The organism is Erwinia sp. 009765445 (assembly GCF_058137865.1).
Map to the genome: position 1 here is coordinate 231,783 of NZ_JBYUWC010000001.1, position 16,528 is coordinate 248,310.

Annotated in this window: 17 protein-coding genes; 10 read left to right on the plus strand and 7 right to left on the minus strand. The window is 53.3% G+C overall.

Annotation, left to right across the window (positions count from 1 at the left end; all coding sequences use genetic code 11):
* Positions 1 to 105: 105 nt before the first annotated feature.
* The 6 genes from AC3Y5R_RS01035 to AC3Y5R_RS01060 all read left to right on the plus strand — a co-directional run bounded on the left by AC3Y5R_RS01035 (position 106) and on the right by AC3Y5R_RS01060 (position 5,099).
* Entirely contained in the window at positions 106 to 669 is a 564-nt protein-coding gene (locus AC3Y5R_RS01035; protein WP_489919761.1) for a hydrolase, read from the plus strand.
* Between the two features lie 95 nt (positions 670 to 764).
* The gene (locus AC3Y5R_RS01040; RefSeq protein ID WP_489919762.1) at positions 765 to 1,589 is read left to right on the plus strand and encodes a DUF72 domain-containing protein; all 825 of its coding nucleotides are present in this window, start codon (positions 765 to 767) and stop codon (positions 1,587 to 1,589) included.
* Positions 1,590 to 1,703: 114 nt separating this feature from the next.
* Positions 1,704 to 2,099 carry an MAPEG family protein gene (locus AC3Y5R_RS01045; protein ID WP_489919763.1) on the plus strand — a complete coding sequence of 132 codons (396 nt, stop codon included), beginning with the start codon at positions 1,704 to 1,706 and terminating at the stop codon, positions 2,097 to 2,099.
* An 85-nt stretch (positions 2,100 to 2,184) separates the two neighbouring features.
* A complete protein-coding gene (cmoA, locus tag AC3Y5R_RS01050; protein WP_489919764.1) occupies positions 2,185 to 2,925 on the plus strand; it encodes a carboxy-S-adenosyl-L-methionine synthase CmoA in 741 nt (246 codons plus the stop codon).
* The gene (gene cmoB / locus AC3Y5R_RS01055; RefSeq protein ID WP_489919765.1) at positions 2,925 to 3,890 is read left to right on the plus strand and encodes a tRNA 5-methoxyuridine(34)/uridine 5-oxyacetic acid(34) synthase CmoB; all 966 of its coding nucleotides are present in this window, start codon (positions 2,925 to 2,927) and stop codon (positions 3,888 to 3,890) included. Before cmoA ends, cmoB begins: the two co-directional genes overlap by 1 nt.
* A 111-nt stretch (positions 3,891 to 4,001) precedes the next feature.
* Positions 4,002 to 5,099 carry a glycerol dehydrogenase gene (locus AC3Y5R_RS01060; RefSeq protein WP_489919766.1) on the plus strand — a complete coding sequence of 366 codons (1,098 nt, stop codon included), beginning with the start codon at positions 4,002 to 4,004 and terminating at the stop codon, positions 5,097 to 5,099.
* 131 nt (positions 5,100 to 5,230) lie between these two features.
* Here the strand turns inward: AC3Y5R_RS01060 and AC3Y5R_RS01065 are convergent, their stop codons facing one another.
* Positions 5,231 to 6,082, minus strand: coding sequence for a hypothetical protein (locus AC3Y5R_RS01065; RefSeq protein WP_489919767.1), 852 nt, complete (start codon positions 6,080 to 6,082; stop codon positions 5,231 to 5,233).
* A gap of 243 nt (positions 6,083 to 6,325) precedes the next feature.
* On the opposite strand from AC3Y5R_RS01065, the gene AC3Y5R_RS01070 reads away from it, so the two are divergent.
* Entirely contained in the window at positions 6,326 to 7,135 is an 810-nt protein-coding gene (locus AC3Y5R_RS01070; protein ID WP_489919768.1) for a DUF4225 domain-containing protein, read from the plus strand.
* Positions 7,136 to 7,149: 14 nt separating this feature from the next.
* Here AC3Y5R_RS01070 and AC3Y5R_RS01075 read toward each other — a convergent pair whose 3' ends face one another.
* On the minus strand, positions 7,150 to 7,476 hold the full coding sequence (locus tag AC3Y5R_RS01075) for a hypothetical protein (protein ID WP_489919769.1): 327 nt from the start codon (positions 7,474 to 7,476) through the stop codon (positions 7,150 to 7,152).
* Between the two features lie 245 nt (positions 7,477 to 7,721).
* On the minus strand, positions 7,722 to 8,477 hold the full coding sequence (cutC, locus tag AC3Y5R_RS01080; protein ID WP_489919770.1) for a copper homeostasis protein CutC: 756 nt from the start codon (positions 8,475 to 8,477) through the stop codon (positions 7,722 to 7,724).
* Between the two features lie 100 nt (positions 8,478 to 8,577).
* Between cutC and AC3Y5R_RS01085 the strand changes: the two genes are divergently transcribed.
* Positions 8,578 to 9,738, plus strand: coding sequence for a MalY/PatB family protein (locus AC3Y5R_RS01085; protein ID WP_489919771.1), 1,161 nt, complete (start codon positions 8,578 to 8,580; stop codon positions 9,736 to 9,738).
* On the opposite strand, the gene AC3Y5R_RS01090 is transcribed toward AC3Y5R_RS01085, so the two are convergent.
* Positions 9,733 to 10,299: a VOC family protein gene (locus AC3Y5R_RS01090; protein ID WP_489919772.1), complete on the minus strand. Its 567-nt coding sequence runs from the start codon at positions 10,297 to 10,299 to the stop codon at positions 9,733 to 9,735. The genes AC3Y5R_RS01085 and AC3Y5R_RS01090 overlap by 6 nt on opposite strands.
* A gap of 305 nt (positions 10,300 to 10,604) precedes the next feature.
* On the opposite strand from AC3Y5R_RS01090, the gene AC3Y5R_RS01095 reads away from it, so the two are divergent.
* Positions 10,605 to 10,733, plus strand: coding sequence for a hypothetical protein (locus AC3Y5R_RS01095; protein ID WP_489919773.1), 129 nt, complete (start codon positions 10,605 to 10,607; stop codon positions 10,731 to 10,733).
* 210 nt (positions 10,734 to 10,943) lie between these two features.
* Entirely contained in the window at positions 10,944 to 12,674 is a 1,731-nt protein-coding gene (argS, locus tag AC3Y5R_RS01100; RefSeq protein WP_489919774.1) for an arginine--tRNA ligase, read from the plus strand.
* Between the two features lie 119 nt (positions 12,675 to 12,793).
* On the opposite strand, the gene flhE is transcribed toward argS, so the two are convergent.
* Genes flhE through flhB form a run of 3 tightly spaced genes read right to left on the minus strand, consistent with a single transcriptional unit; the run spans position 12,794 to position 16,409 of the window.
* Positions 12,794 to 13,183, minus strand: coding sequence for a flagellar protein FlhE (gene flhE / locus AC3Y5R_RS01105; RefSeq protein ID WP_489919775.1), 390 nt, complete (start codon positions 13,181 to 13,183; stop codon positions 12,794 to 12,796).
* Positions 13,183 to 15,264 carry a flagellar biosynthesis protein FlhA gene (gene flhA / locus AC3Y5R_RS01110; protein WP_158784811.1) on the minus strand — a complete coding sequence of 694 codons (2,082 nt, stop codon included), beginning with the start codon at positions 15,262 to 15,264 and terminating at the stop codon, positions 13,183 to 13,185. Before flhA ends, flhE begins: the two co-directional genes overlap by 1 nt.
* Positions 15,264 to 16,409: a flagellar biosynthesis protein FlhB gene (gene flhB / locus AC3Y5R_RS01115; protein WP_489919776.1), complete on the minus strand. Its 1,146-nt coding sequence runs from the start codon at positions 16,407 to 16,409 to the stop codon at positions 15,264 to 15,266. Before flhB ends, flhA begins: the two co-directional genes overlap by 1 nt.
* Positions 16,410 to 16,528 lie beyond the last annotated feature (119 nt).

A 16,528-nucleotide genomic window follows, 5' to 3' on the forward strand; every position in this document is an offset into this window, starting at 1 on the left:
ACAAAAGCTAACAAATTTCACCCTTTTCGAACATTGTAGAGTTACGTATAAGAACTGATTGTCTGTAATCTCAATGATTTCCCCCTTTTTTTTACTGGAGAAACTATGTTGGAATTAAAAGCTGCATCCACAGCACTGGTACTGATTGACCTGCAGGAAGGCATCCTTCCTTTTGCCAAGGGACCTCACGCAGCATCCGATGTTGTGACTCGTGCAGCTAAACTGGCCGAAAAGTTTCGCGCAGTAAACGCCCCCGTCGTGCTGGTGCGCGTGGGCTGGGCGAAAGATTTCGGTGACGCACCGAAACAGCCAGTAGACGCAAGTCACGGCGGCGCGCTGCCGGACAACTGGTGGGTTTACCCGACCACGTTGGGCAAGCAGGACAGCGACATCGAAGTGACCAAGCACCAGTGGGGCGCGTTCTACGGTACCGATCTGGAGCTGCAGCTGCGTCGTCGTGGTATCGACACCATCGTGCTGGGCGGCATCTCTACCAACATCGGTGTGGAATCTACCGCACGTAATGCATGGGAGCTGGGCTTTAACCTGGTGACTGTGGAAGACATCTGCAGCGCAGGCAGCACCGAAGAGCACGAAGGTAGCTTCAAAAATATCTTCCCACGTCTGGGCCGCGTGCGCTCCAGCGAAGAAGTTATCAGCGCGCTGTAATTTCTCTGCTGCGATCGATGGGATTCGATCGTGGGTTGCACTCTCCCCCACTGATTCGTACCCTTGCAGTCCGGTTGGACAATCAGGGAACGCCAGTGAAGCCTTTTTATCTCGGACTGCCGCAGTGGCAGCACCCACAGTGGAAAAAACTGGGGATGAGCACCCTTGCCGATTACGCCCGCTATTTTAACTGCGTCGAAGGCAACACCACTCTCTATGCCCTGCCACGCCCGGAGATCGTTCAGCGCTGGCGTGATATGACCCACGACGACTTCCGCTTCTGCTTTAAATTTCCGGCCACCATCAGCCATCAGGCGGCTTTACGCCAGTGTGGCGACCTCACCGCTGAGTTTTTTGATCTGCTGGAGCCTCTGGCACAGCGACTCGGACAGTACTGGCTACAGCTGCCATCCGCTTTCAGTCCGGCAGATTTGCCCACTTTATGGGCATTTCTGGATAGCTTACCGGATACCTTCAGCTACGGCGTTGAAGTTCGTCATCCACAGTTTTTCGCCAAGGGCGAGGCTGAACAGGCGCTGAATCGGGGGCTTCATCAGCGTGGCACTAACCGCGTTATTCTGGATACGCGCGGCGTGCATTCAGCCCTTCCCACTACTCCCGAAATTATCGACGCCCAGCGTAAGAAACCTCAGCTCCCCGTGCATGCTGTCATGACGGCAGACCAGCCGATGGTCAGGTTTATCGGCGGTGATGATGAGCAGGCCAACCTGCAGTGGTTCCAGGCCTGGCGGCAGTTGCTGCCGCAGTGGTGTGAACAGGGACAACCGTGGCTGTTTATTCACACGCCGGATATCGCCTTTGCGCCAAAACTGGTGCAGCGCCTGTGGCCCGCATTGCAGCAGGCCGTTCCGCAGGTGGGAAACATGCCGGACTGGCCGCAACAGGAGAGCCTCTTCTGAGTAACCGATCTGATTAACCGGACGTGTAATTTAATCACTGAGTGCGATTGGTATGACAGTACCTCCTTTCGCCGCTATTATGACGTAGTTTTTAATGTGCTTTACGGAGTCTGGATGGTCAGCGCACTGTATGTGGTGCTTGGAGCACTGTTTCTGATTAAGTTTTCGCTTGATGTTGTTCGCCTGCGTCGGCTGTACCGGGTGACCCACGGTGACGGCGGGTTTTACGAACTGCAGGTTGCCATCCGCATCCACGGCAACTCGGTGGAAACTATCCCGATCGCCGTGCTGCTGCTGGTGATGATGGAGATGAATGGTGCCGATATCTGGATGCTGCACCTGGTGGGGCTGTTCTTTTTCCTTGGGCGCTGCCTGCACTGTTATGGCATGCGGACCAGCACTCTTTTGTGGCGCAAAAACGGCATGATTATCACCCTGCTTTCACTGGTGGCGATGATCCTCCTCAACCTGGTCTTCCTGCCGTGGGATCTGGTTCTTACGCTGCATTAATCCAACGACTGTAGCAGAAAGGATGCGCCCCGCGTCGCTTTCTGCCAGAATACTGCCTTTCCGTTTTTCTCTCGGACTTACCATTATGTCTAACCGCGATATGCTGTTCTCCGCGCCAATTGCCAAACTGGGCGACTGGACGTTTGACGAGCGCGTGGCCGAAGTTTTTCCCGATATGATCCAACGCTCGGTGCCGGGCTATTCGAATATTATTTCGATGATTGGCATGCTGGCCGAACGCTTTGTTCAGCCCGACACTCAGGTTTACGATCTGGGCTGTTCGCTGGGTGCCGCAACCCTTTCCGTTCGCCGTAACATCAAGGTTGAAGGGTGCAGAATTATTTCCGTGGACAACTCCCCGGCAATGGTCGAGCGCTGCCGCCGCCATATTGATGCTTTCCGCGCGGATACGCCAGTCGAAGTAATTGAAGCCGATATTCGCGACATCAACATTGAGAATGCCTCGCTGGTGGTGCTGAACTTCACGCTGCAATTCCTGGAGCCGGACGAGCGCCAGCAGTTGCTGAATACCATATGGAAAGGGTTACGTCCCGGCGGCGCGCTGGTGCTGTCAGAGAAGTTCAGCTTTGAAGATGCTGATGTCGGCGAACTGCTGTTCAATATGCACCATGACTTCAAACGAGCCAACGGCTACAGCGAGCTGGAGATCAGCCAGAAGCGCAGCATGCTGGAGAACGTCATGCTGACCGACAGCGTTGAAACCCATAAAGCGCGTCTGCGTACTGCCGGATTTGAACATGCGGAACTGTGGTTCCAGTGCTTCAACTTTGGCTCGCTGGTTGCCCTTAAAGCAGGTTCCGCCTGATGGATTTCGGAAACTTTTATCAGCTGATTGCCAAGAGCCCTCTTTCCCACTGGCTGGAGACGTTACCGGGGCAGATTGCCGCCTGGCAGCGCGAGCAGCTGCATGGTCATTTTAAAAACTGGGACCGCTCGGTGGAGCATCTGCCGGTGATGACGCCGGAAACGCTGGATTTACTGCACAGCGTCACGGCAGACAGCAGCCAGTTGAGCGAGCGTCAGCGTGGCGGCATTGAAAAATTGCTGAGAAATCTGATGCCCTGGCGTAAAGGCCCCTTCTCACTTTACGGCGTAAATATTGACACAGAGTGGCGCTCAGACTGGAAGTGGGAGCGGGTATTGCCGCATATCTCGCCGCTGGCCGGGCGCACCATCCTCGATGTGGGCTGCGGCAGTGGCTATCACATGTGGCGGATGATCGGCGCTGGCGCGCATCTGGTAGTTGGTATCGATCCGATGCAACTGTTCCTGTGTCAGTTCGAAGCCGTCAGGAAACTGCTCGGTGACGATCAGCGAGCCCATCTGCTTCCGCTGGGCATTGAGCAGCTTCCGGAGTTAAAAGCCTTTGATACGGTGTTTTCGATGGGCGTTCTCTATCACCGCCGTTCCCCGCTCGATCATCTGATGCAGCTGAAGAATCAGCTGGTCAGCGGCGGCGAACTGGTGCTGGAAACGCTGGTAGTTGAAGGTGATGACCGTGCTGTGCTGGTGCCCGGTGAACGGTATGCACAGATGCGCAACGTCTATTTTATCCCGTCGACCGGAGCACTGAAAAACTGGCTGGAGAAGTGTGGTTTTGTTGACGTGCGTATTGCTGATTATTCCATAACCAGTACCAAAGAGCAGCGCCGCACCGACTGGATGACCAGTGAGTCACTGGCCGAGTTCCTCGATCCTGACGATGCCAGCAAAACAGTTGAAGGCTATCCGGCCCCGCTTCGTGCCGTACTGGTGGCGCGTAAACCTTAAGCCTGATCATTTTATTGCGCACAATGCCGTTTTTTAACAAGTGTGCTGAAAGAGAAAGGATTAACCTGGGGACAGCACGACATCTTTTTCATTTAACTGAAAGGAGTCCCCATGAGTAAGTTCGTTTTCTCTTCCCCACGAAAATATGTCCAGGGTGCAGGTGTGATGGCGCAGTTGGGCGAGTACGTGGCTGAATTAGGTAACAATGCTTTTGTCGTCGCCGATGAAATTGTCTGGGGGTTGATTGGTAAAGAGGTGCAGGCTTCTTTACAACAGCACAACATCGAATTCCATTACCAGCAGTTCAACGGTGAAGCTTCCAAAAATGAAATTACCCGCCTGGCCGGTATCGCTAAAAGTGGCGGTGCCAGCCTGGTGGTTGGCCTTGGCGGCGGTAAAACCCTCGATACAGTGAAAGCCGTAGCTGATGAACTGAAGCAGCCGGTAGTGATTGTCCCGACCATTGCCTCAACGGATGCACCATGCAGTGCCCTTTCGGTTATTTACTCTGACAGCGGCGTGTTTGAGAGCTACCGTTTCTACAGCAAAAATCCCGATCTGGTGCTGGTGGATACCCAGGTTTGTGCCCGTGCGCCCGTTCGCCTGTTTGCTTCCGGTATTGCTGATGGCCTCGCCACCTTTGTTGAAGCTCAGGCGGTTAAACGCTCTCACAGCAAATCAATGGTAAACGGCGATCCCACCATTGCAGGAATGGCCATTGCCGAAGCCTGCGAGAAAACGCTGCTGACCTGGGGTTACAGCGCTTATCAGGCCGTGGAGAAAAAAGTGGTCACTCCGGCCGTCGAAGCGGTGGTTGAGGCCAACACGCTGCTTTCAGGTCTCGGTTTCGAGAACGCAGGGCTGGCAGGCGCACACGCGATACATAATGGCTTTACCGCTATTGATGGCGATATCCACCACCTGACTCACGGTGAGAAAGTGGCCTATGGTACGCTGACTCAGATGGTGCTGGAGCAGCGTCCTGATGAAGAGATTGCCCGCTATGTCCGCTTCTATCGTGCGATCAAAATGCCGACCACGCTGAAGGAGCTGCATCTGGAGCACGAGAGCTGGGAAAATCTGGTAAAAGTGGGTGCGCTGGCCAATAGCGAGGGCGATACCCTTAAGAACCTTAACCCCAATCTGAGTGCCGAAGATATCGCCAACGCCATTCTGGCGGTGGATGCATTCAGCCAGACCGTGGAGTAACGGCGAAGTTAATTCCTGCCAACCGGGCAGAAGTGAGTCGGCATAAGTGGCCCTTCCCTGAACAACAGCACTGTCAGAGACTGTGCCTGTCACAAATTAAGGGCGCCTGCAAAGTCGCCCTTATCAATCGCTTACTTACCTTCGCCCTGATCCCAGTATTCAAACTTATAGGCTGCGCTGATGTTCCGGCGAACCTCTCCTTTAGCAAACACCTCAGTTTCATGCGAATAACTCAGCGTACAGTTGTCGTGTTCGTCCCAAAGCTGGCACTCATCCACTGAGGTCAGATCGCTGTTGTCATTGTGGGTCATGGTCAGCAAGCGCTGCTCGCGATCATTATTGTCGTAGGTCCAGGTCATTTTGTTGGCACCTGAGTGGCTTGAAACCAACTGATTCTTCCGGTTCCAGCGGTAGGTGTATTCGCCATTGGCCTGAGCATCCGATCCTCTTGCCACGCTTTTAATCAGCCGCAGATGCGAATCGTAGGTATTAGTGGTTTCAGTAAACCCTTTTTCACCTTTTAACAGGAATGCGTCGGAAGAGCTGGTAATCGTGCCCTGCTTGCCGACCAGATAATTAATCTTGCCCTGCTTGCGGTTAACCTCAAACGGCTGGCCTTCTTTAATGACAAACACCGACAGGTCATACACCGCTTCCCAGCCGGTGGTGACCCGGACAATGCTTTGCACCATTTTCAGCATCATATTGCCTTCGTTTTTGTCGAAGGTCACATCCGCGCGCTCCAGAACGCCGCAGCGGTCGAACTCGCTGAGAATGCGCTTTTGCTGATCGACATCCTTGCCAAACTCCCCCATAACAACCTGTTTGATTGGTCCTTTCGCCGTACCGCCCAGCAGCAGCAGGCTGTTGCTGTCATTGATCTGCTGAGCATTGCCCGGGCAGTTTGCTGCCGCCAATGCCACATCCGGGGCCAGAGCCGCCAGCAGGACCACACCACTTGCACTCAGCATGATGATTTTCATCAATAATCTCGTCATAGAGGAATGGGGATACTCTAAGTGTAAAAGGCTTTTGGGCGTTAATGAATATTTTCGCCTTTTGCCGCATTTCCTGCCTGGTTGTGAAGCCAACCCGCTGACAATAGCCGCCTGTTTACAATTCCACACAAAACCATATAGTAACGCAGGTTAATCTGCGCACTGATGAAGTCCTGTTCCGCAACTCTCAGCCAGCTGATTAAACACTAACGAACACAAGGACAAGTTATGGATAACTACTTAGCAAAGAACCGCTTTTCTGATTATTTTCTGACTATGGCTAACCTGGAAGCCCGCCAGCTTTCAGAGACTGCACGCACTGTTTCATCTATGCACCTGACGGATCTGATAACCCGGATGCGTTTTATGGACGAGGTACAAAGATTCATATCCTCTCAGATGCAAACTATTCGGGCCGCCACGAACGATGCTGTTTGTCAGGAATGCCTGAACAATATTAAACAGGAGCGGCAGTATCTTGGTGTGCAAAACGAAATGTTACGCACCGGTCGTGCCGCAGTTAGTGCATCCGTGAAGTTCTATCACGACAATGAAAAAATTATTGGATATGTGATCGATGGGATTGGTGTTGTTCTTGGTGGGCTTCAATTGGTTGCAGGATTAGGAATAGCCGCCTCATCACTTATGACCGGTAATATTATTGGCACCGTAGTAGGTGTCAGTTTAGTTTTAAACGGTGCAAGTTCAGCTTATGAGAGTTTGCAAAAACTACAAGGTAAAAATGACGCTGAAGGGTTTATGAAAGTGGCATATATGGATGCAGCGGAATTTTTAGGATTTGATAGAAAATTTGGCATACTCACCTACCAGACTGTCGATTTATCTACATCTTACTATGGGATACTGAAATTATCTCTTAAGCCAGAAAGCTGGAGACTCTTCAAATATCTTCCTTCAGATTACTACAGAAAAATATCCACGATGAGCCGACCAGCACTCGCCATTAAGGGTGTTGGCGCAGCGTCAAAAATAGGAAAGATGGGGTTGACATATAAAGAGATTCAGGACAATAAATAATTTAAAAGGGGTTTTCACCCCTTTTTTTCTAAAAGAAACCGGTATGATTTCCAGGCTAAATTCATAGGTATAATATAATACACACATACCATTCCAAAAATCAGAACTATCAGATAAGTTTTTACATCACCAGATGAAGTGCCAATCATAATTAATAACGGCATAAATAAAACTAAAATTAAAAAAAATCCCGCATAAAATCGCTTTTTCAAATCATATAACAATGTAGCAAATGTTTCTTTACCTTCATCATCACGCGAAATTATCTTACGCATATGTGTGATGTTTTTTTCTGTGAAACCATTTTTAAGCAGCTTTGCTTCCATTTCATCATCGTTCATATCATTCCCTTACATTGCATTATCCGTTGCTGTTTATCATAACGTTATCCATGCAAAGGGCAACAAAAACCCTGTTTGCGCCAGGCCTGATGCTGCTGCTTATGATCCTGAGATTAATAACATCGGCCTGCAGCAGAAATAACGTTCTGACCTGTAAAAGAAAAAAAGCCCCATCAAAACGATGGGGCCTGGTACTTGCAAACATCACGTCGCTGAACTGGCGTGCTGCGCGGCAAAACCGGTTGTCAGGCGACTCTGACTGGCGAACGGTGAGACATCGCGACTTTCATGGCTTCCACCATATCACTGTCCACGCAGGTTCGGCTGAATTCATCGGTTTCAGCCACGGAACTCATCGAAACACCTGCTTTACGGTAGCGCATAGGTGAGGCGACACGCTGACTGGCCGAGCTGTGAAGCTCGCTCAGGCCAGCATCAATAAACTTTTGCAAATTGCTGAGGCGCACACCTGCGCCAGCCATGATGATTGGACCACGGGTGACGCGATTAAGTTCCTTCAGCAACATCAATCCGCTTTCCGCACTCTGCTGCTGTCCCGACGTCAGGATGCGTGCAACCCCTAAATCGGTCAGCTGTTGCAGCGCCACTATCGGACTGTGGCAGAGATCGAAAGCCCGATGGAATGTCACTGCCATGCCTTCACAGAGTGCCATCACCTGCTGCATTCGCGGCAGATCAATATGGCCGTCAACGTCAAGCATTCCTACCACCAGCCCGGGAAAACCCAATTCCCGAATAAATGCTATATCCGATTTTATTTCATTAAATTCGGTAGTGGTAAAGCAAAAATCCCCGCCGCGCGGTCGCACTATGGGGTGAACCGGAATGGTGACCGCCTCGCGCGCCTGTATCAGGCTACCGGCAGAAGGGGTTAACCCTCCTTCAGAAGGGGCGGCGCACAATTCTATACGATCGGCTCCCGCTTTCTCGGCGGCTGAAGCACAATCGACTCCATAGCAGCATACTTCCAGTTTTAGCATCCCATCCTCCTGTTAATGACTGCTGGCTGGTTGTGTAAATGAGTCCCGATGTTTAGTCTGACTGAAGAACTTAAGATTTATATTAACGGGAATCACTAACATGGCATGCAATTTTGACCAACGGATAGATCGCCGTCACAGCGATAGCCTTAAATGGCAGAAATATGGCGATCGGGACATTCTGCCATTATGGGTAGCCGACACCGATTTTCGTTCTCCTGAGTGCATTATTACCGCACTAAAGCAGCGCGTCGATCACGGTATTTTTGGTTACGGCAGTCCACCCGCTGAGTTAATCGACGTGGTGATCGCCCGCATGGCAGAACGCTACCAGTGGCAAATAAACCCGGAATGGCTGGTATTTTTACCCGGCGTGGTCAGCGGGCTGAATATCGCCGTACGCGCCTTTACTGACGAGCATCAGGGAACTATCGCACCCACCCCCATTTATCCGCCGTTCCGCTCTGCGGCTAAACTCGCTAACCGCAGCCAGTTGAATGCCCAGATGCGGCTGGAAGGAGAGCGCTGGGTCATGGATCTGGCCGCCCTCGTTCCTCAGATGACCGGCAGTGAAAAACTGCTGATGCTCTGTAATCCCCATAATCCGGGCGGCACCGTCTATCGTCGGGAGGAGCTTGAAGAGCAACTGCGCTTTGCCCGACAGCACGACCTGATTGTCTGCTCCGATGAAATCCACTGCGATCTGCTGCTGGAACCAGGTGTGAAGCACATTCCATTTGCCAGCCTGAGTGAAGATGCCCAGCAGCGCTCGGTCACCCTGCTCTCGCCTTCCAAAACCTTTAACATTGCGGGCCTGGGCGCTTCGCTGGCCATCATTCCTGATAAGGAGTTACGCCGCCGCTTCACCGCCGTGCGTCAGGGTATCGTACCCGGCGTCGATATCCTGGCTTTCGTTGCCGCCACAGCGGCCTGGAAAGAGGGCCAGCCGTGGCTGGATCAGCAGATCGGCTACCTGCGCGACACCCGCGATTTACTGACTCAGCGTGTCAATGAAATCGGTGGACTGTCGCTGATCGCACCGGAAGCCACATATCTTGCCTGGATTGATGCCAGCGAGCTGGATGTTGCCAGCCCAGCGCTGTTCTTTGAACGTCACGGGCTGGGGTTTTCCCCCGGGCGTGATTTCGGTGACGATGCTTTTGTCCGCTTCAACTTCGGCAGCACGCGCGATCTGGTCAATGAGGCGCTGCGCCGGATGGAGAGCGCGGTCAGAACTCTGCCGCGTGCCAACACGTTATAACTCACTCTCCACAATCTCTTTCAGGCTCCAGGGATGGAACTTGATGGTGACCCTCCCGTCAGACAGTGCCAGGGTGGGATTAGGTAAACTTTCCCCCTCTCCTTTTGGCGCACTGTTTTTGATTGAAATCCCCGGTTCAGTCAACCCTTCATCAGAGCAAAGCGCCAGCGCACGGGCTGCCAACCCGGCTTCCTCACCCCGTAATACAATTTCGAAATGCTCCCAGCCTTCATGGCGATAGCGCTTCTCTCCCGGCCAGGGAAGTTCAACAACGCTAATTTTCCAGGGGCCAATCAGCAGTGGAGTGATCAGTTCGAACAACGCTATCGGTCTGCCGTTGATCTCTTTCTCTGAAAGCAGCACTCCATGCTGTAAAAAACCTTGTTTCCATCGTTCCGCCGTGGTGTTTTGATGACATCGTACTGCAATATGGTCCACTTCCAGCCCGGAGAGATCCAATCCTAAACGGTTTGCCAAATCGTAAAGGGATTGTAAAAAAAAGGGCAAATCATTAGCCAGATCGCTTAATTCATCGGCAATTTTAGCCTCAAACATCGCCATTCCTCTTCATTACTGTAATAACTCTGAACATTAAGTTTTTCTTATCGGAACGATACAGATCCAGTAAAACCTCTGCCAAACCCAAGACGGCCCTGCCAACAGAGTAAAATTAATGCGATTTAATCGGATTTTCTCAGTTTTAACTGGCTCAGATCCAGTTTTTTATTTGGAAAATAGTTCTTAACTTAATGTTTTAGTTTAGTTAAATTTATACAATGAGACTTATCCTAAATCATTGTCACTACATTGTGAGGTAGTCTGGATTCTTATAGATTTGTCCCGAACCTCTCACAAGGAATAGCAAAATGCTAATGTTGATACTTGTCGCAGTGCTAATCGTTATGATGGGCTTTGCTCTGGTACGCCACTGGAAGGTGCGTAATCACAAAACCACCATCGCGAGCCCACATCGGCCTGGCCGCCGTCGTTCTTAATTCTTAATTCTTTTGGGCGGGACGCAGACACAGCACTGTTTCCCGCCATCCCTTCAGGTTCCTGGATAACTGCAGTTAAAATGCAGTATACTTTTCCCCTTATTTTTTAGCGGTGTCAGACGGTAGCAGAGTGTCTCGCTGTCGGACATCGTACAGAATGACGGCCTGTGCTTCCCGGCGCAGGTCTTTTTCAGCATATAAGGTAACCCGGTGAATATTCAGGCTCTTCTCTCAGAAAAAGTCAGTCAGGCGATGATCGCAGCAGGGGCTCCGGCCGATTGCGAGCCGCAGGTTCGTCAGTCCGCTAAAGCGCAGTTTGGTGATTACCAGGCAAACGGCATGATGGCCGTGGCGAAAAAACTGGGAAAGGCGCCCCGACAACTGGCTGAAGAAGTGCTGACTCATCTGGATCTGCAGGGCATTGTCAGCAAGATTGAGATTGCCGGACCCGGCTTTATTAACCTGTTCCTTGATAAGGAGTGGATCTCCGCACAGGTTGACAGCGTGGTGAATGCCCCGCGCCTGGGCGTCACACCAGTAACTCCTCAGACAGTGGTTATCGACTACTCTGCGCCTAACGTCGCAAAAGAGATGCACGTCGGGCACGTCCGCTCCACCATCATCGGCGATGCTGCGGTTCGTACGCTGGAATTTCTGGGTCACAATGTAATCCGGGCTAACCACGTGGGTGACTGGGGTACGCAGTTTGGCATGCTGATCGCTTTCCTGGAGAAGCAGCAGAACGAACATCACGAAGAGATCGCGCTGGCGGATCTGGAAGTCTTCTACCGTGAAGCGAAGCGCACTTACGACGAAGATCCGGTCTTTGCAGAGCGTGCCCGTGGTTACGTGGTTAAGCTACAGGGCGGCGACGAATATTGCCGTAAAATGTGGAAGAAACTGGTCGACATCACCATGTCGCAAAATCAGCTGATCTATGACCGCATGAATGTCACCCTCACCCGTAAAGATGTGATGGGTGAAAGCCTGTATAACGATATGCTGCCTGGCATTGTCACAGACCTGAAGGCTAAAGGCCTGGCGGTGGAAAGCGAAGGTGCCACCGTGGTGTTCCTCGACGAGTACAAGAATAAAGACGGCGATCCGATGGGTGTGATCATCCGGAAAAAAGATGGCGGCTACCTCTATACCACCACCGATATCGCCTGCGCCAAATATCGTTACGAGACGCTGCATGCCGATCGCGTGCTCTATTACATCGACTCCCGCCAGCATCAGCACCTGCAGCAGGCGTGGACCATCGTCCGTAAAGCCGGTTATGTGCCAGAGTCAGTGCCGTTAGAACACCATGCTTTCGGCATGATGCTGGGTAAAGACGGTAAACCGTTTAAAACTCGCGCCGGTGGCACCATCAAGCTGTCCGACCTGCTGGATGAAGCCGTTGAGCGTGCCACCAGTCTGGTCAGCGAAAAGAACCCGGATATGCCTGCTGATGAGCTCACGAAGCTTGCCAACATTGTGGGTATTGGCGCGGTTAAATATGCCGACCTGTCCAAGAGCAGGACCACTGACTACATCTTCGACTGGGATAACATGCTGGCCTTTGAAGGTAACACTGCGCCTTACATGCAGTATGCCTACACCCGCGTGCTCTCGGTCTTCCGTAAGGCCGGGATTGATGAAGCTTCAGTCAACGGGAAAACAGCTATTGGAGAAGATCGTGAAGCGGCGCTGGCCGTGCGTCTGCTGCAATTTGAAGAGACGATCACTCAGGTTGCCCGTGATGGTACGCCGCACGTGATGTGTGCCTATCTGTACGATCTGGCCGGTCTGTTCTCTGGTTTCTATGAACACTGCCCGATTCTGGCTGCGGAAGATGAAGTGACGAAGCAGAGCCGCCTGAAGCTGGCGCTGCTGACGGCGAAAACCCTGAAACAGGGTCTGGAAACGTTAGGGATTGAAACCGTAGAAAGAATGTAAACCTGTCAGCTACGTGGTGAGTCGGAGAGATCCGATTCACCACAGTTTAAGCGGGCATGTTCGCAGGGCGGAATTCACTCCGCCCACACCGAAATTGACTCCGGCCACATACGCCAACCTTATTGGTAGTTCACCATCACTTCGTTACTGAGCACCCGCAGTGCTCGCGGCAGCTTCCCCTTCCCCTGTACGCCATACACAAAATGCAGATTCTCCGCTGCGTTAACGTTAGTCAGCCCGCGCGTACTGCCGCTGGCTCCCTCAAGAACCACACAACGGCTCTGCGCGCAGAGGTGAACAATCAGCCCGGAAGGTGCCGGACCGGTCAACGTGTAACGCCAGGAGATCTGCGTCATTGCCCCCTGCACCGCTTCCGGTGCGCTGAGTGCCGGAGAGAACGCCTGCATGCCCCGATTCTGTAATCCCGGGCCGGTGCCGCTGGCCTGCCAGGCTCCTCCGGCCAATGCCAGACCGGGCAGACAAAGCAGGAACAGCAGTGCCTGCCTCATCAGTTTCCACCAATAGTTGACGTCATGCGGATTTGACGGTTATCGGTCAGTTCCAGATTAGAGATCACCATCAGCTGCGGCAGGTTGCGACGCAGGAAGCGGGCCAGCAGCGCACGAAGCGGATGGTTAACCAGCAGCACCGGCGGCGCGCCCAGCGACTCCTGATGAGCCAGTGCGCCCTGAGTCTGTGCCAGCAGGCGGTCTGCCAGGCCAGGTTCCAGACCGCCACCGCCCTGCAGAGCCTGCAGCAGCAGACGTTCCAGCGTGGTATCCAGCCCGATAACCTGCACTTCGCCGTTGCCAGGGAACCACTGCTGAGTGATCGCACGCCCCAGCGCCACACGCACTACCGCTGTCAGTTCCTGTGGGTCAGTCTGTACGGAAGCGTGTTCCGCCAGCGTTTCGATAATGGTACGCATATCACGGATAGAAACGCGCTCAGACAGCAGGTTCTGCAAGACTTTGTGCAGCGTGGTCAGGGTAATCACGCCGGGGATCAAATCTTCGGTCAGCTTCGGCATCTCCTGGGTCACACGGTCCAGCAGCTGCTGTGCTTCCTGACGACCGAACAAATCGCTGGCGTACTGACCAATCAGGTGGTTGAGGTGAGTAGCCACCACGGTACTGGCTTCCACCACGGTGAAGCCCTGAATTTGTGCCTGCTCTTTCAGCGCGCTGTCGATCCAGATGGCAGCCAGTCCGAAGGCCGGATCAATGGTCGCCTCGCCAGGCAGAGTTCCGGCGGCCGTGCCCGGATTGATCGCCATCCAGCGGCCAGGATAGGCATCCCCGCTGCCAATTTCGACTCCTTTCATCAGAATACGGTAGCGGGCAGGCGGCAGATCCATATTGTCACGGATATGCACCACCGGCGGCAGGAAGCCCATCTCCTGGGCGAACTTCTTACGGATGCTGCGGATGCGTCCCAGCAGCTCGCCGTCCTGCATATGATCCACCATCGGGATCAGCCGGTAACCCACTTCCATCCCCAGAGAATCTTCCAGCTGCACGTCGGTCCAGGAGGCTTCAACGTTCGCCGGCGTTTCAGCGGTTTTCACCAGGCTGCTCTGCGGTTCGGCTTTCGGCTTACTTTCTTTCCCGCGGATATACCAGGCCAGCCCGAGCAGTGCGGCAGTGAACAGCAGGAACACGAAGTTCGGCATCCCCGGCACCATCCCCAGCATCCCCAGTACGCCAGCGCTCAGCATCATCACGCGCGGATTTTTGAACAGTTGGGTCACCATCTGCTCGCCAACGTCCTGGTCGGTGCTGACGCGGGTCACGATAACACCGGCTGCGGTAGAGATTACCAGTGCCGGGATCTGCGCCACCAGACCATCACCGATGGTCAACAGGGTGTAGCTTTCTGCCGCGTGGCCAACGTCCATTCCATGCTGAATAACGCCCACCAACAGACCGCCGATCACGTTGATCACCATAATCATGATCCCGGCGATGGCGTCTCCGCGAACGAATTTACTCGCACCGTCCATTGAACCGTAGAAGTCAGCTTCCTGAGTCACTTCAGAACGGCGCTTTTTCGCTTCATCTTCGCCAATCAGTCCGGCGTTCAGGTCGGCGTCAATCGCCATCTGTTTACCGGGCATCCCGTCGAGCACGAAACGCGCGCCCACTTCGGCGATACGGCCAGCACCCTTGGTAATCACCATAAAGTTAATGATCACCAGGATAATAAACACCACGATACCGATGGCGAAATTACCGCCGACCAGGAAGTGACCGAAGGCTTCCACCACGTGACCAGCCGCACCGGCACCGGTATGCCCTTCCATCAGAATGATACGGGTTGAGGCGACGTTCAGCGCCAGGCGCAGCAGCGTTGAGAACAGCAGAATGGTCGGGAAAGCGGCGAACTCCAGTGTCCGCTGGGTGAACATCGCCACCAGCAGGATCATAATCGACAACGCGATGTTAAAGGTGAACAGCAGATCAAGGATGAAGGCCGGCAGCGGCAGCACCATCATCGACAAAATCATCAGGATCAACACCGGCCCGGCCATTACCTGCCATTGGGTATCTTTAACATTGGGTAACCGTAATAAAGCGGCCAGATTCGCCATCAGTCTTCTTCTCGTGGGCTAAAGTCCAGTGCTTCCGGCACGGGTAAATTAGCAGGTTTTTTCGGAGCCAGGCCGCCCTCAAGCTTCCATCGACGGAGCTGCCAGACCCAGGCCAGGACTTCAGCAACAGCCGCATATAACGTTCCCGGAATATGCTGGCCAATTTCACTGTGTCGGTACAATGCACGCGCCAGCGGCGGCGCTTCTAAAACAGGGATCCGGTGTTCTTTACCCAGTTCACGGATACGCAGGGCGATTTCACCTGCCCCTTTCGCCACCACTTTCGGCGCGCTCATTTTGCGCTCGTCATACTGCAGGGCGACAGAATAGTGCGTCGGGTTGGTGACAATCACGTCGGCTTTCGGCACATCGGCCATCATGCGGCGGCGTGCTGCGGCTCGCATTTGCTGGCGAATACGCCCTTTAACGTGCGGGTCACCTTCCTGCTGTTTGTATTCATCACGAATGTCCTGGCGGGTCATCCGCAGCCCTTTGAAGTAGCTGTACAGCTGCCAGAACACGTCAAAGCCCACCATTGGCATCAGGCCAAACACCACCAGGATGCAGCTCAGGGCGATCATATTGAGTGAGCTGGCCAGCGCGGTGTAAGGTGATTCGCTTATCAGCCTGAGCATATCCGGCCAGTGATGGCGGATATTTAGCCAGGTGACGATACCTACCAGAATCGCTTTCAGTACCGATTTCAGCAGTTCAGCCGCCGTCTGCGCCGACACCAGTTTCGCTAATCCCTTCAGCGGGTTCATTTTGCCAAAGTCGACCTTGATCGCTTTGCCACTGATCACCACCCCGCCGAGCAGCATTGGCGCAGCAATCGCCACCAGTACCAGACCGGCCATCATCGGCAACAGCGCAAACACGGCCTGCATTAACAGATTGCTGATCAGACGCAGCATCTGGCTGGTGTCGCTCACCACCGAATGATTGAAGTTGAGGCCCTGAGCCAGCAGCGAGCCGACTTTCTGTGCCAGAGATCCGCCACCGATCCACAAAATACTCAGTCCCGCCACCAACATCAGCACGGAGGTCAGTTCGCGCGAACGCGGGATTTGTCCTTCCTCTCGTGCTTTCTCAAGTCGGTGGGGGGTTGCGGCTTCGGTCTTTTCCTCTTCGCTGTCCCCGGCCACGGCAATTAACCTTCAGTACGGAATTTTCAGCTAGCATGACAAATTGGCGCAGGGATAATGCCGCGAGTAAACACGTAAAAAGGGGGTTATTTAACGGATGGTGAAAAACAGAGACGGCA

Excerpts from the sequence above, each read along its gene's own strand:
- AC3Y5R_RS01075 (WP_489919769.1), bottom strand. The coding sequence starts at position 7,476 with ATGAACGATGATGAAATGGAAGCAAAGCTGCTTAAAAATGGTTTCACA.
- flhA (WP_158784811.1), bottom strand. The coding sequence starts at position 15,264 with ATGGCGAATCTGGCCGCTTTATTACGGTTACCCAATGTTAAAGATACC.
- AC3Y5R_RS01065 (WP_489919767.1), bottom strand. The coding sequence starts at position 6,082 with ATGAAAATCATCATGCTGAGTGCAAGTGGTGTGGTCCTGCTGGCGGCT.
- cmoB (WP_489919765.1), top strand. The coding sequence starts at position 2,925 with ATGGATTTCGGAAACTTTTATCAGCTGATTGCCAAGAGCCCTCTTTCC.
- AC3Y5R_RS01070 (WP_489919768.1), top strand. The coding sequence starts at position 6,326 with ATGGATAACTACTTAGCAAAGAACCGCTTTTCTGATTATTTTCTGACT.
- cmoA (WP_489919764.1), top strand. The coding sequence starts at position 2,185 with ATGTCTAACCGCGATATGCTGTTCTCCGCGCCAATTGCCAAACTGGGC.
- AC3Y5R_RS01095 (WP_489919773.1), top strand. The coding sequence starts at position 10,605 with ATGCTAATGTTGATACTTGTCGCAGTGCTAATCGTTATGATGGGCTTT.
- AC3Y5R_RS01060 (WP_489919766.1), top strand. The coding sequence starts at position 4,002 with ATGAGTAAGTTCGTTTTCTCTTCCCCACGAAAATATGTCCAGGGTGCA.
- cutC (WP_489919770.1), bottom strand. The coding sequence starts at position 8,477 with ATGCTAAAACTGGAAGTATGCTGCTATGGAGTCGATTGTGCTTCAGCC.
- AC3Y5R_RS01085 (WP_489919771.1), top strand. The coding sequence starts at position 8,578 with ATGGCATGCAATTTTGACCAACGGATAGATCGCCGTCACAGCGATAGC.
- AC3Y5R_RS01045 (WP_489919763.1), top strand. The coding sequence starts at position 1,704 with ATGGTCAGCGCACTGTATGTGGTGCTTGGAGCACTGTTTCTGATTAAG.
- AC3Y5R_RS01035 (WP_489919761.1), top strand. The coding sequence starts at position 106 with ATGTTGGAATTAAAAGCTGCATCCACAGCACTGGTACTGATTGACCTG.
- AC3Y5R_RS01090 (WP_489919772.1), bottom strand. The coding sequence starts at position 10,299 with ATGGCGATGTTTGAGGCTAAAATTGCCGATGAATTAAGCGATCTGGCT.
- flhE (WP_489919775.1), bottom strand. The coding sequence starts at position 13,183 with ATGAGGCAGGCACTGCTGTTCCTGCTTTGTCTGCCCGGTCTGGCATTG.